Genomic DNA, 12,569 nt, shown 5'->3' on the forward strand with positions numbered 1-12,569 from the left:
AACCCGCGAATTATACGCGGGTTATTGGGTATTGCCTAACTGCGTAAGGGAGGCTTCAGTCCTGTTCTTCTTTCCAGGCAGTCTGGATAGCTTCCAAAACCTTTTCACCACCGCGATCGCGCTCATCATCAAAGCCTGGCAAGGCCATGACCATGTCACGCAAAGCTACAAAGTTCAGGGAGTAGGGATCCATATCCGGGTTGCCGTCGGCCAACAGGATAGCGATCTCTTGCACATCAACCCATTTAAGACTCATGACACTTCCTTGAATCAATGCGGCGCTTCGGCCGCATGGTTGAGCGAATACTTCGGAATTTCGACAGTGATGTCTTCAGTGCCGACCTTGGCCTGACAGCTCAGGCGAGAAGTCGCTTCCAGGCCCCAGGCGCGGTCAAGGAAGTCCTCTTCCAACTCATCGGCCTCTTCCAGGCTGTTGAAGCCTTCGCGGATGATGCAGTGGCAGGTGGTGCAGGCACACACACCGCCGCAGGCGCTTTCGATCTCGATATGATTGTCGTGGGCGACTTCAAGGATGGACTTGCCGGTCTCAGCCTCCACGACCATACCATCCGGGCAATGCTCGGCGTGTGGCAGAAAAATGATCTGCGGCATCAGTTAATCCTCAAGTTCATTCAGGTTGCGGCCCGCCAGGGCGGCTTTTACCGACTGGTCCATACGACGGGCGGCAAAGGCATCGGTCACTTGCGACAGACGCTTGGTCTGCTGCTCGATGGCGTAACCATCGGTGCCTTTCATGAGTTCGGCCAGCTCCTGCATCTGCAGGTCGATGACCATGCGCTCCTCGCTATCCAACAGGCGCTCGCCGTCAGCCTCAAGGGCGCCCTGCACCGCTTCGAGCAGGCGCTGGGCGTCGACTTGCTGCTCACGCAACACACGGGCGACCTTGTCGTCGCTGGCATATTGGAACGAGTCCTTGAGCATCTTGGCGATTTCGCCGTCAGTCAGCCCGTAGGACGGCTTGACCTGGATGCTGGCTTCAACGCCTGAGGCCAACTCGCGCGCAGCCACGCTGAGCAGGCCGTCGGCGTCCACCTGGAAGGTCACGCGAATCTTCGCCGCGCCCGCCACCATGGCCGGGATACCGCGCAATTCAAAGCGCGCCAGGGAGCGGCAGTCGCTGATCAACTCGCGCTCGCCTTGCAGCACATGGATCATCATGGCCGTCTGGCCATCTTTGTACGTGGTGAAGTCCTGGGCGCGGGCGACGGGAATGGTGGTGTTGCGTGGAATCACCTTTTCCATCAGGCCGCCCATGGTTTCCAGGCCCAGGGACAACGGAATCACATCAAGCAACAGCAATTCGCCACCATCGCGCTTGTTGCCGGCCAGGGTATCGGCCTGGATCGCGGCGCCAATGGCGACGACTTGGTCCGGATCGATTTCGGTCAGCGGCTGGCGGCCAAAGGCTTCGGCGACGGCTTCACGCACGCGCGGAACACGGGTGGAACCGCCCACCATGACCACGGCACCGACGTCTTCCAGTTCGATACCGGAATCTCGCACCGCCCGGCGGCAGGCTTTCAGGCTGCGGGCGACCATGGGTTCGATCAACGCATCGAAGGCTTCGCGCGTCAGTTGGGCCGACCAGGAGCCATAGGAAACTTCAACAGTTGCAGCATCCGTCAGCGCTTCCTTGGCGGCGCAGGCGGTTTGCAGCAGGCTGCGCTGTGCACCTGGGTCCAGGTCGGCAGACAAGCCCGCACTGCTGATAATCCAGCTCGCGATGGCGTGATCAAAATCGTCACCGCCGAGGGCGCTGTCGCCGCCGGTGGCCAGCACTTCGAAGACGCCGCCGGTCAGGCGCAGGATCGAAATATCAAAAGTACCGCCGCCCAGGTCGTAAATCGCGACCAGGCCTTCAGCATGCTGATCCAGACCGTAAGCCACAGCAGCCGCAGTCGGCTCATTGAGCAGGCGCAGCACGTTCAGACCGGCTAGTTTCGCCGCGTCCTTGGTGGCTTGGCGCTGCGCGTCATCGAAATACGCCGGAACGGTGATCACCGCACCAACCAGCTCGCCGCCCAAGGTGGTTTCCGCACGTTGGCGCAGCACCTTGAGGATATCGGCTGACACTTCCACCGGGCTTTTCGGGCCTTGGACGGTGTCGATGAACGGCATATGGGATTCGCCGCCGACAAAGCGGTACGGCAGCTGGTCGCCCAATTGCTTGACGTCGGACAACCCACGGCCCATCAAGCGCTTGACCGACAGCACGGTGTTCAAGGGGTCGGTAGACGCTGCCAGCTTGGCCGACTCGCCCACTTCGATGCGGTCGGGGTGATAGCGCACCGCAGACGGCAGGATCACCTGGCCATCGGCATCGGGCAGTGGTTCGGACAGGCCGCTGCGCAAGGCGGCGACCAGGGAATTGGTGGTGCCCAGGTCAATCCCGACCGCCAGGCGACGCTGGTGCGGTTGAGGGCTTTGGCCGGGTTCGGCGATTTGCAGTAGAGCCATGGTAATCAGGTCTTATCTGTCTATCAGGCGTGCATCACGGGCAGCACTGGGTTAATCGTCGAGGCGCTCTTCTAGCTGGCGCACTTCGTAGGTGAGCTTGTCGAGAAACTGCATGCGCCGCATCAGGCGCTCGGCCTGCTCGCGCTGCGCCGCATCATCCCAACAGACTGCGAAGCTTTCGTTGAGCTCATCCTGGGCGGTTTTCAGACGCCGTTTGAAGACCGCGACGCCAGCCACATCGGCTTCGTCCTGCAACTCTTCAAGTTCTTCGCGCCACTGCATCTGCTGCATCAGGAAGTCCGGGTCATGCACGGTGACTTCCATCGGCAACTCACCGCCTTTCATCGCGAGCAAATAACGCGCGCGCTTGGGGGGGCTTTTCAGCGTCTGATAGGCTTCGTTGAGGCTGGCCGATTGCTCCAGCGCCAGGCGCTGCTCACGCTCGGAAGCGTCAGCGAAACGGTCCGGATGCACGCCACGCGCCAATTCTCGATAGCGCGTGGCAAGCTGCTCGAGGTCCAGCCGAAAGCTCGGTTGCAACTCGAATAAAGCGAAATGACAAGGAATACCCACAAGAAGCCTCAGATGTTGAAGCTTTCGCCGCAGCCACATTCACCGCGTACGTTGGGGTTGTTGAACTTGAAGCCTTCGTTCAACCCTTCCTTGACGAAATCGAGCTCGGTGCCGTCCAGGTAGGTCAGGCTTTTCGGGTCGATGATCACTTTCTCGCCGTGACTTTCGAACACCTGATCCTCTTCAACCACCTCGTCGACAAACTCCAGCACGTAGGCAAGGCCGGAACAGCCCGTGGTGCGAACACCCAGACGAATCCCCTCACCTTTACCGCGCCCATTCAGGGAGCGGCGAATGTGCTGCGCAGCCGCTTCTGTCATGCTGATAGCCATCGTTGACTCCTTACTCGTCGCCAAATACTTAGATCAAGCCTTTCTTCTGCTTGTAGTCGCGAACGGCCGCCTTGATGGCGTCTTCGGCGAGTACCGAGCAGTGAATTTTCACCGGCGGCAGGGCCAGTTCTTCGGCCAGCTGGGTGTTGCTGATGGTGACAGCCTCATCCAGGGTCTTGCCTTTCATCCATTCGGTCGCCAGGGAGCTGGAGGCGATGGCCGAACCGCAGCCGTAGGTCTTGAACTTGGCGTCTTCGATAACGCCAGCGTCGTTGACCTTGATCTGCAGGCGCATCACATCGCCGCACGCCGGAGCGCCAACCATGCCAGTGCCGACATCAGGATCTTCCGCGTTCATCTTGCCGACGTTGCGCGGGTTTTCGTAGTGGTCGATGACCTTTTCGCTGTAAGCCATGGTACTGAATCCTCACTCATCAGGGCCGCTCTGGAACCCTGTAGAAACGCCTGCGTTGACCGCCACGTTCCTACAGAGCTTGGGTGGCGGCTTCTATATTTAGTGTGCCGCCCACTCGATCTTGGAAATGTCGACACCGTCTTTGTACATGTCCCACAGCGGCGACAGAACGCGCAGCTTGTTGACGGCTTCGCAGACTTTCTGCGCGGCGTAGTCGACTTGCTCTTCGGTGGTGAAGCGGCCGAAGGTAAAGCGGATCGAGCTGTGCGCCAGTTCGTCGTTGCGGCCCAGGGCGCGCAATACATACGAAGGCTCAAGGGACGCCGAGGTGCAGGCCGAACCGGACGAAACCGCCAGGTCCTTGAGCGCCATGATCAGCGACTCGCCTTCGACGTAGTTGAAGCTCAAATTCAAGTTGTGCGGTACGCGGGCAGTCATACTGCCGTTGATGTACAGCTCTTCAAGGTTCTCGACCTGCTTGTAGAAGCGATCGCTCAGGGCCTTGATGCGCACGTTTTCGGCCGCCATGTCTTCCTTGGCGACGCGGAAGGCTTCGCCCATGCCGACGATCTGGTGTGTCGCCAGGGTGCCGGAACGCATGCCGCGCTCGTGACCACCGCCATGCATGGTCGCTTCGATACGCACCCGTGGCTTGCGGCTCACGTACAGCGCGCCGATGCCTTTAGGGCCGTAGGTCTTGTGGGCCGAGAACGACATCAGGTCGACTTTCAGCTTGGACAGGTCGATGTCGACCTTGCCGGTGGACTGAGCGGCGTCGACGTGCAGCAGAATGCCCTTGGAACGGGTCAGTTCGCCAATCGCTTCGATGTCGTTGATGGTGCCGATTTCGTTGTTCACGTGAATCACCGAAACCAGGATGGTGTCTTCACGCAGCGCGGCTTCGATCATGGCCGGGGTGACGATACCGTCGGTGGTCGGCTCGAGATAGGTAACCTCAAAACCCTCACGCTCCAGTTGGCGCATGGTGTCGAGGACAGCCTTGTGCTCAATCTTGGTGGTGATCAGGTGCTTGCCCTTGGTCGCATAGAAATGCGCCGCGCCCTTGATTGCCAGGTTGTCGGACTCGGTGGCACCGGAGGTCCAGACGATTTCACGCGGGTCTGCGCCAACCAGGTCGGCGACCTGGCGACGAGCGTTCTCGACCGCTTCCTCGGCTTTCCAGCCGAATACGTGGGAACGGGAGGCCGGGTTGCCGAAGTTTCCGTCAACCAGCAGGCATTCGCTCATTTTTTGCGCGACACGCGGATCAACCGGGGTGGTCGCTGAGTAATCAAGGTAAATCGGCAATTTCATGGACTTTCTCCTAAATCAGGCTGGCTGGCGTGCCGTTAGCTCTGCGGCTGTCACTCGACGGCGGACGCTTCGATCTTGTCCAGACGCGGCGCCTTGGTGTTGCAACGGCGCTGGTCCTGACGCTGGGCTACTTCTTGCACCTCACGGCGAGTCACAAGATCAGCCAAGCTGATACCACTCAAAAACTCATGGATCTGCAGGCTCAAATCACACCACAAGTGGTGCGTGAGGCAGGTGTCGCCGGCGTGGCAGTCACCCAGGCCCTGGCATTTGGTGGCGTCGACGGATTCGTTGACCGCATCGATCACCTGGGCTACCTGAATGCCCTGCATGTCGCGGGACAACTGATAGCCACCACCTGGCCCCCGCACGCTGGAAACCAAGTTGCTACGGCGCAATTTGGCGAACAGCTGCTCGAGGTAGGACAGGGAAATGCCTTGGCGCTCGGAGATATCGGCCAGGGACACCGGCCCAGTTTGCGCGTGCAAAGCCAGGTCGAGCATGGCAGTCACCGCGTATCGGCCTTTTGTAGTCAGTCTCATGGACAAGTACCAAGGTGTTTCAGAATGGGAGCAAGTATGCGATTCCCGAGTATTTAAGTCAACTATAAGACCTAGTACTTTAGTCAGGATTACCCGTAAAAAGGGCGCGCGAATCATAGCAGGATGGGGTGGGGAGGAACAGCGGCAGCGGACGGTCAGCAATTCCAGACACTATGAAGACCAAATGTGGGAGGGGGCTTGCCCCCGATAGCGGTGGATCAGCCAAAACTCTGGTGGCTGACACTCTGCTATCGGGAGCAAGCCCCCTCCCACAGGGTTATTGCGGCGGGTCTTAGACTTCAGCTGGCCTTGGTGGCCGCTTCACTCTTGATCTCGGCGAAGTCTTCTTCGCGCAGCTCAGGCAGGTCTTTTGCGCAGTAGCTGCTGCCCAATTCCTTCAGCGCGCCGCACATCCCGTCCAGCTTGCCGTCCACCGCTTGCAGGTGGTCAAGCAACTGGCCGATGGCGCGCGCGACCGGGTCGGGCATGTCTTCACTGACGCCGTAGGCATCGAAGCCGATCTTTTCGGCCATGGCCTTGCGCTTGGCCTCCTGCTCGTCGCCCACTTCCGGCTTGACGATGATCCGTCCAGGAATGCCCACAACCGTGGCACCGGGCGGCACTGCCTTGGTCACCACCGCATTGGAGCCCACCTTGGCACCGGCGCCTACGGTGAACGGGCCGAGTACCTTGGCACCCGCACCCACCACCACGCCGTCGCCCAGGGTCGGGTGGCGCTTGCCTTTATTCCAGGTGGTACCGCCCAAGGTGACACCCTGATAGAGCGTCACGTCATCGCCAATCTCAGCCGTCTCGCCAATCACGATGCCCATGCCATGGTCGATAAAGAAACGACGCCCGACCTTGGCACCCGGATGAATCTCGATCCCGGTCAACCAGCGCCCGAAGTTCGACACCAGCCGCGCCAGCCATTTCCAGCCCATACCCCACAAGGCGCCGGACAAACGGTGAATCCAGATCGCGTGCATGCCCGGGTAGCAGGTCAGCACTTCAAAGGCGTTGCGCGCCGCCGGGTCACGGTGGAAAACACTCTGGATATCTTCTCGCAAACGCTCGAACATTTTTAATCCTTCCGCTTAAGGAGCTCGCCACGGGCCGCTTTCTGGGTTTCCGTGAGGATGCCACGCAATATATTCATTTCCGCCCGGCTGACCGAGCTGCGCCCGTAAAGGCGACGCAGGCGCGCCATCAAGTGCCGTGGTTTTTCAGGATCGAGGAACTCGATGGCCACCAGGGTTTGCTCCAGGTGCTCATAGAAGCGTTCCAGCTCGTCCATGGTGGCGAGCTCGCCACTTTTGGTCGACGCAACCTCGTCCTTCTCCATCTTGCTTGGCTGACCGGCAGCCGCCAGCCAGGCCATGCGCACTTCATAAGTCAGCACCTGCACCGCCGCGCCGAGGTTCAGCGAACTGAACTCAGGGTCTGATGGAATGTGCACGTGGTAATGACATCGCTGCAGCTCTTCATTGGTCAGGCCGGAGTCTTCACGGCCAAATACCAACGCGATTTCTGCACCGCCCGCCGCCTCTTCCACCACTTTGGTGCCGCACTCACGCGGATCCAGCAGCGGCCAGGGAATGCGACGGTCACGGGCGCTGGTGCCGAGCACCAAGTTGCAGCCGACCAGAGCGTCTTCCAGAGTGGCGACAACCTGGGCGTTTTCCAGGAGGTCATTGGCACCGGATGCGCGGGCATCGGCCTCGTGGTGCGGAAACACACGCGGCTCGACCAGCACCAGGCGCGTCAGCCCCATGTTTTTCATGGCTCGCGCCACCCCGCCGATGTTGCCGGGATGACTGGTATTGACCAGGACGACACGAATGTTTTGCAGCAAGGGAGGCGCTCTCGGACACGGGAAAGGGGAGCAAATCTTACAGAACCGCCCAAGGTTATGCCATGAAAGCTAACGTCGTCCTTCACCTGCAGAAAGTTTCTGCTAGAATGCCCGGCTTTCTTTAACAACCTTAGGTGACACATCCATGCAGCCCATGCTGAATATCGCGCTGCGCGCCGCCCGCAGCGCCAGTGAATTGATCTTCCGCTCTATCGAGCGCCTGGATACCATCAAGGTCGACGAAAAAGACGCCAAGGATTATGTATCCGAGGTGGATCGCGCCGCCGAACAGAAAATCATCGACGCCCTGCGCAAGGCCTACCCTACCCACGGCATCCTCGGTGAAGAGACCGGCCTGCACAAAGGCAGCGGTGAAGGCGAAGACTACCTGTGGATCATCGACCCACTGGATGGCACCACCAACTTCCTGCGCGGCATCCCGCACTTTGCTGTGAGCATTGCCTGCAAATACCGTGGCCGCCTGGAACACGCCGTCGTTCTCGACCCGGTTCGCCAGGAAGAATTCACCGCCAGCCGTGGCCGTGGCGCCCAGCTCAATGGCCGTCGCCTGCGCGTGAGCGGGCGCACCAGCCTGGATGGCGCCTTGCTGGGAACTGGCTTCCCGTTCCGTGACGATCAAATGGACAACCTGGAAAACTACCTGGGCATGTTCCGCGCCCTGGTTGGCCAGACCGCGGGTATCCGTCGCGCTGGCGCAGCGAGCCTGGACCTGGCTTACGTTGCCGCTGGTCGTTTTGATGCGTTCTGGGAGTCGGGCCTGTCGGAGTGGGACATGGCGGCGGGCGCCCTGTTGATCCAGGAAGCGGGCGGTTTGGTGAGCGACTTCACCGGCGGTCATGACTTCCTGGAGAAAGGCCATGTGGTTGCCGGCAACACCAAATGCTTCAAGGCAGTGCTGACGGCGATCCAGCCGCACCTGCCGGCTTCGCTGAAGCGTTAAGCGAGCGGGCACAAAAAAGCACCTCGCGGGGTGCTTTTTTTATGCCTGGGATTTGAGCCAGGTCCATGTATCAGCAGCAACACTTAACAAGTGTGGGAGGGGGCTTGCCCCCGATTGCAGTATGTCAGTCAGAATATCTGGTACTGATCCACCGCTATCGGGAGCAAGCCCCCTCCCACATTATGAAGCTCACAAGCTTTGAGGCCTGCGTCCGACTCAGATTACTGCTGGTTCTGACCGAGGATCAGACGCCCTTCCTTGTCCACTGGAATCTGACCACCTGGATCACGCTCCATACGCACGGTACCTTCCTTGCCGTCCAGGTTGTAACGCACGTCGTAGCCAACCACCTTGTCACTGATGTCGTTCACGGTATTACAACGCGTCTGGGTCGTCGTGTAGGTATCGCGGTTCTGCATGCCTTCCTGAACCTTGTTACCGGCATAACCACCACCGACCGCACCCGCTACGGTGGCGAGCTTCTTGCCGTTACCGCCACCGATCTGATTACCCAACAGTCCACCAGCAAGGGCGCCGACCACGGTACCGGCGATTTGATGCTGATCCTGCACCGGACGCTGCCGGGTCACTGTGACGTCCTTGCAGACCTCACGCGGGGTTTTAATCTGGGTTTTTACCGGCTGCACCGCCAGCACTTGCGCATACTCAGGGCCGCTTTTTACCAGGCTGTAGGTGGCAACAGCACCCCCGGCAGTCACACCGACAGCACCCAATACCGCACCAACCAGCAACGACTTGTTCACGTTGAACCTCCTGACCATCACAAACGGACCGAAAGATCCGCGCTATACCCAGCCTTGGAGCCAAAAAAAAGGCGCGAGTTCAATCTCGCGCCTTTCTTGTAACCGCTGATCAACAAACGCCCATCAAGGACGGTCGTCGACCTCCTTGCCAGTGCTGGCCGGAGGGATCAGGTCTTCGCTGTTCAGGTTTAGCCAGATCAGCACCACGTTGGCGATGTAGATCGACGAGTAGGTACCGGCCAAAACACCAATGAACAGTGCCAGGGAGAAGCCCCACAGGTTGTCGCCCCCGAAGATCATCAATGCCGCGATCGCCAGCAAGGTGGAGATCGACGTGGCCATGGTCCGCAGCAGCGTCTGGGTGGTGGAGATGTTGATGTTCTCGATCAGCGTCGCCTTGCGCAGTACGCGAAAGTTCTCGCGAACCCGGTCGAATACCACGATGGTGTCGTTGAGCGAGTAACCAATGATCGCCAGCACCGCCGCCAACACCGTCAGGTCGAACGTGATCTGGAAGTAGGCCAGGATGCCCACGGTCACGATCACGTCGTGGATCAGCGACACAATGGCGCCGACACCGAACTTCCACTGAAAGCGGAACGCCAGGTAGATCATGATGCCGACCAGCGCCATCAGCATGCCGAGGCCGCCCTGGTCGCGCAGCTCTTCACCCACTTGCGGGCCGACGAACTCGACGCGCTTGACCGATGCCGGGTTGTCGCCACCGACCTTCTGCAAGGCCTCGGCTACCTGGTGACCCAGTTGCGGGTCTTCGCCAGGCATGCGCACCAGCAGGTCGGTAGTGGCGCCAAAACTCTGCACCACCGCCTCGTGATAGCCGGCCTTGACCAGCTCGTTGCGCACCAGGGTGACGTCGGCCGGCTTCTCGTAGGTCAGCTCGATGAGCGTACCGCCGGTGAAGTCCAGGCCGTAGTTCAGGCCCTTATGGAACCAGCTGAACAAGGCCAGAACGGTAAGGAGCACAGTGGCGCCGAACGCAATGTTGCGAACGCCCATGAAGTTGATTGTACGTAACATGGCAGCCCCTTAAATCCACAACTTCTTGAAGTCACGTCCGCCAAAGATCAGGTTGACCATTGCGCGGGTCACCATGATGGCCGTGAACATCGAGGTAAAGATACCGAGGGACATGGTCACCGCAAAACCTTTGACTGGGCCTGTGCCCATGGCAAAGAGAATCCCGCCGACCAGCAAAGTGGTCAGGTTGGAGTCGAGAATCGCGGTAAATGCCCGGCCGAAGCCTTCGTTGATTGCACGCTGTACGGTCATGCCGGCAGCGATCTCTTCACGAATCCGCGAGAAGATCAGCACGTTGGCGTCCACCGCCATACCCATGGTCAATACGATACCGGCGATACCCGGCAGGGTCAGCGTAGCGCCCAGCAGCGACATCAGCGCCAGCAGCATCACCATGTTGCCCGCCAGGGCTACGGTGGCGATGATGCCGAAGAAGCGATAGATGGCGATGATGAACAAGGACACGAACAGCATGCCCCACAGTGCCGCATCGACACCCTTGGTGATGTTGTCGGCACCCAGGCTCGGGCCGATGGTGCGTTCTTCAGCGAAGTACATCGGCGCGGCCAGGCCACCGGCACGCAGCAGCAGCGCCAGTTCGGAGGACTCGCCCTGGCCGTTCAGGCCAGTGATGCGGAATTGCGCACCCAGCGGCGACTGAATGGTCGCCAGGCTGATGATCTTCTTCTCTTCCTTGAAGGTCTGCACCGGCACGTCTTTCTCGACGCCGTTGACCATCTGCTTGGTGTAGGTGGTAACAGGGCGCTGCTCGATGAAGATCACCGCCATGCTGCGACCGACGTTGCTGCGCGTGGCGCGACTCATCAGTTCGCCGCCGTGACCATCCAGGCGGATGTTCACTTCAGGGGTGCCGTGCTGCGAATCGAAACCAGCCTTGGCGTCAGTGACCTGGTCACCGGTGATGATCAAGCCACGCTCGATCAGCGCCGGAGGACGGTTACCTTCACGGAATTCGAATTCTTCAGACGTCGCGCGCGAAGCACCCGGCTCAGCCGCGAGGCGGAATTCCAGGTTGGCGGTTTTACCCAGGATACGCTTGGCTTCAGCGGTATCCTGCACGCCCGGCAATTCAACCACGATGCGATTGGCGCCCTGGCGCTGCACGATCGGCTCGGCCACACCCAGCTCGTTGACGCGGTTACGCACCGTGGTCAAGTTCTGCTTGATGGAGTATTCGCGGATTTCCGCGATCTTGACCGGGCTCATCGCCAGACGCAGCACCGCCTGACCATTCAAGTCGGCTGGCACGATGTCGAAATCGTTGAAGTTCTTGCGGATCAGCGCACGGGCCTGTTCGCGGGATGCTTCGTCAGCAAAGCCCAACTGAATGGCGCCATTGAGCTGCGGCAGGCTGCGATAACGCAGCTTCTCTTTGCGCAGCAGGCTCTTCACGTCGCCTTCATAGACTTTCAGGCGTGCGTCGAGGGCTTTGTCCATGTCGACTTCCAGCAGGAAGTGCACACCACCGGACAAGTCCAGACCCAGCTTCATCGGGTGCGCGCCAATGCTGCGCAACCATTGTGGCGTGGTCTGTGCCAGGTTGAGTGCGACAACATAGTCATCACCCATGACCTTGCGCACGACGTCTTTAGCCGGCAATTGGTCTTCTTGCTTGGTCAGGCGCAACAAGCCGCCCTTCGCACCAGCCGCCAATGTTGCCGCTTTAACCTGGATGCCCGCGTCGTTGAGCGCTTTGCTCGCGCGTTCCAGATCAGCCTGGTTGACCTGCAACGAAGTGCTGGCGCCAGAGATCTGGATCGCCGGGTCATCAGGATAGAGATTGGGAGCGGAATAAATAAAACCGACCGCCAGCACCGCCAGGATCAGTACGTATTTCCACAGAGGGTATTTGTTCAGCATCACGCCGCCCGCTTATAACGCGGGGCGCCTTGCGCGCCCCGTCGATTGGTAAAGGTTGTTACTTAGATCGCTTTGAGCGTGCCTTTAGGCAGCGTGGCGGCGATGGCGCCCTTCTGGAACTTCATTTCCACGGTGTCGGAGACTTCCAGTACCACGAAAGCATCGGAAACCTTGGTGATCTTGCCGGCGATGCCGCCAGTGGTCACGACTTCGTCGCCTTTCTGCAGGCTGCCCAGCAGGTTTTTCTGCTCTTTGGCGCGCTTGGCCTGTGGACGCCAGATCATCAGGTAGAAGATGACCAGGAAGCCGACCAGGAAAATCCACTCGAAACCACCGCCCATCGGGCCGGCAGCGGCAGGCGCAGCGGCGTCAGCCATGGCGTTAGAGATAAAAAAGCTCATTTAGCACTCCAGTTG

General features: G+C 59.8%; 15 protein-coding genes. 1 reads left to right on the forward strand and 14 read right to left on the reverse strand.

From position 1 onward, the window contains the following. Window positions 1–55: 55 nt before the first annotated feature. The 10 genes from iscX to trmJ form a co-directional block, all read right to left on the reverse strand. Window positions 56–256, reverse strand: a complete 201-nt coding sequence (iscX, locus tag C4J85_RS22075) for a Fe-S cluster assembly protein IscX (RefSeq protein ID WP_017846180.1) — start codon at window positions 254–256, stop codon at window positions 56–58. A 14-nt stretch (window positions 257–270) separates the two neighbouring features. Further along, entirely contained in the window at window positions 271–612 is a 342-nt protein-coding gene (fdx, locus tag C4J85_RS22080) for an ISC system 2Fe-2S type ferredoxin (protein ID WP_057723961.1), read from the reverse strand. A 3-nt stretch (window positions 613–615) separates the two neighbouring features. Continuing rightward, window positions 616–2,478 carry a Fe-S protein assembly chaperone HscA gene (hscA, locus tag C4J85_RS22085; RefSeq protein WP_124368260.1) on the reverse strand — a complete coding sequence of 621 codons (1,863 nt, stop codon included), beginning with the start codon at window positions 2,476–2,478 and terminating at the stop codon, window positions 616–618. A gap of 51 nt (window positions 2,479–2,529) precedes the next feature. Then, a complete protein-coding gene (gene hscB, locus C4J85_RS22090) occupies window positions 2,530–3,051 on the reverse strand; it encodes a co-chaperone HscB (protein ID WP_124410707.1) in 522 nt (173 codons plus the stop codon). 8 nt (window positions 3,052–3,059) lie between these two features. Beyond that, complete coding sequence (gene iscA / locus C4J85_RS22095) at window positions 3,060–3,383, reverse strand: iron-sulfur cluster assembly protein IscA (protein WP_003209680.1); 324 nt, start codon at window positions 3,381–3,383, stop codon at window positions 3,060–3,062. Window positions 3,384–3,411: 28 nt separating this feature from the next. Next, window positions 3,412–3,798, reverse strand: a complete 387-nt coding sequence (gene iscU / locus C4J85_RS22100; RefSeq protein ID WP_003175965.1) for a Fe-S cluster assembly scaffold IscU — start codon at window positions 3,796–3,798, stop codon at window positions 3,412–3,414. A 99-nt stretch (window positions 3,799–3,897) separates the two neighbouring features. Beyond that, window positions 3,898–5,112, reverse strand: a complete 1,215-nt coding sequence (locus C4J85_RS22105; RefSeq protein ID WP_057723964.1) for an IscS subfamily cysteine desulfurase — start codon at window positions 5,110–5,112, stop codon at window positions 3,898–3,900. Between the two features lie 50 nt (window positions 5,113–5,162). Then, window positions 5,163–5,654, reverse strand: coding sequence for a Fe-S cluster assembly transcriptional regulator IscR (gene iscR / locus C4J85_RS22110; protein ID WP_003194020.1), 492 nt, complete (start codon window positions 5,652–5,654; stop codon window positions 5,163–5,165). A 299-nt stretch (window positions 5,655–5,953) separates the two neighbouring features. Then, a complete protein-coding gene (gene cysE / locus C4J85_RS22115) occupies window positions 5,954–6,736 on the reverse strand; it encodes a serine O-acetyltransferase (RefSeq protein ID WP_124371767.1) in 783 nt (260 codons plus the stop codon). Between the two features lie 2 nt (window positions 6,737–6,738). Continuing rightward, window positions 6,739–7,509, reverse strand: a complete 771-nt coding sequence (gene trmJ, locus C4J85_RS22120) for a tRNA (cytosine(32)/uridine(32)-2'-O)-methyltransferase TrmJ (RefSeq protein WP_124368262.1) — start codon at window positions 7,507–7,509, stop codon at window positions 6,739–6,741. A gap of 145 nt (window positions 7,510–7,654) precedes the next feature. Here trmJ and suhB point away from each other — a divergent pair, with 145 nt between their 5' ends. Further along, window positions 7,655–8,470 carry an inositol-phosphate phosphatase gene (suhB, locus tag C4J85_RS22125; RefSeq protein ID WP_003175971.1) on the forward strand — a complete coding sequence of 272 codons (816 nt, stop codon included), beginning with the start codon at window positions 7,655–7,657 and terminating at the stop codon, window positions 8,468–8,470. A gap of 221 nt (window positions 8,471–8,691) precedes the next feature. On the opposite strand, the gene C4J85_RS22130 is transcribed toward suhB, so the two are convergent. The 4 genes from C4J85_RS22130 to yajC form a co-directional block, all read right to left on the reverse strand. After that, on the reverse strand, window positions 8,692–9,234 hold the full coding sequence (locus tag C4J85_RS22130) for a glycine zipper 2TM domain-containing protein (protein WP_005791197.1): 543 nt from the start codon (window positions 9,232–9,234) through the stop codon (window positions 8,692–8,694). A 123-nt stretch (window positions 9,235–9,357) separates the two neighbouring features. Beyond that, on the reverse strand, window positions 9,358–10,272 hold the full coding sequence (gene secF, locus C4J85_RS22135) for a protein translocase subunit SecF (protein WP_124368263.1): 915 nt from the start codon (window positions 10,270–10,272) through the stop codon (window positions 9,358–9,360). A 9-nt stretch (window positions 10,273–10,281) separates the two neighbouring features. Continuing rightward, a complete protein-coding gene (gene secD, locus C4J85_RS22140) occupies window positions 10,282–12,153 on the reverse strand; it encodes a protein translocase subunit SecD (RefSeq protein WP_124410708.1) in 1,872 nt (623 codons plus the stop codon). Window positions 12,154–12,215: 62 nt separating this feature from the next. After that, window positions 12,216–12,554, reverse strand: coding sequence for a preprotein translocase subunit YajC (gene yajC, locus C4J85_RS22145; protein WP_003175975.1), 339 nt, complete (start codon window positions 12,552–12,554; stop codon window positions 12,216–12,218). Between the last annotated feature and the right edge of the window lie 15 nt (window positions 12,555–12,569).

The sequence above is a fragment of the Pseudomonas sp. R4-34-07 genome (genome assembly GCF_003852375.1).
In the GTDB taxonomy this organism is placed as follows: domain Bacteria; phylum Pseudomonadota; class Gammaproteobacteria; order Pseudomonadales; family Pseudomonadaceae; genus Aquipseudomonas.

Excerpts from the sequence above, each read along its gene's own strand:
- secF (WP_124368263.1), bottom strand. The coding sequence starts at position 10,272 with ATGTTACGTACAATCAACTTCATGGGCGTTCGCAACATTGCGTTCGGC.
- iscA (WP_003209680.1), bottom strand. The coding sequence starts at position 3,383 with ATGGCTATCAGCATGACAGAAGCGGCTGCGCAGCACATTCGCCGCTCC.
- C4J85_RS22105 (WP_057723964.1), bottom strand. The coding sequence starts at position 5,112 with ATGAAATTGCCGATTTACCTTGATTACTCAGCGACCACCCCGGTTGAT.
- yajC (WP_003175975.1), bottom strand. The coding sequence starts at position 12,554 with ATGAGCTTTTTTATCTCTAACGCCATGGCTGACGCCGCTGCGCCTGCC.
- iscU (WP_003175965.1), bottom strand. The coding sequence starts at position 3,798 with ATGGCTTACAGCGAAAAGGTCATCGACCACTACGAAAACCCGCGCAAC.
- iscR (WP_003194020.1), bottom strand. The coding sequence starts at position 5,654 with ATGAGACTGACTACAAAAGGCCGATACGCGGTGACTGCCATGCTCGAC.
- cysE (WP_124371767.1), bottom strand. The coding sequence starts at position 6,736 with ATGTTCGAGCGTTTGCGAGAAGATATCCAGAGTGTTTTCCACCGTGAC.
- secD (WP_124410708.1), bottom strand. The coding sequence starts at position 12,153 with ATGCTGAACAAATACCCTCTGTGGAAATACGTACTGATCCTGGCGGTG.
- suhB (WP_003175971.1), top strand. The coding sequence starts at position 7,655 with ATGCAGCCCATGCTGAATATCGCGCTGCGCGCCGCCCGCAGCGCCAGT.
- fdx (WP_057723961.1), bottom strand. The coding sequence starts at position 612 with ATGCCGCAGATCATTTTTCTGCCACACGCCGAGCATTGCCCGGATGGT.
- iscX (WP_017846180.1), bottom strand. The coding sequence starts at position 256 with ATGAGTCTTAAATGGGTTGATGTGCAAGAGATCGCTATCCTGTTGGCC.
- hscA (WP_124368260.1), bottom strand. The coding sequence starts at position 2,478 with ATGGCTCTACTGCAAATCGCCGAACCCGGCCAAAGCCCTCAACCGCAC.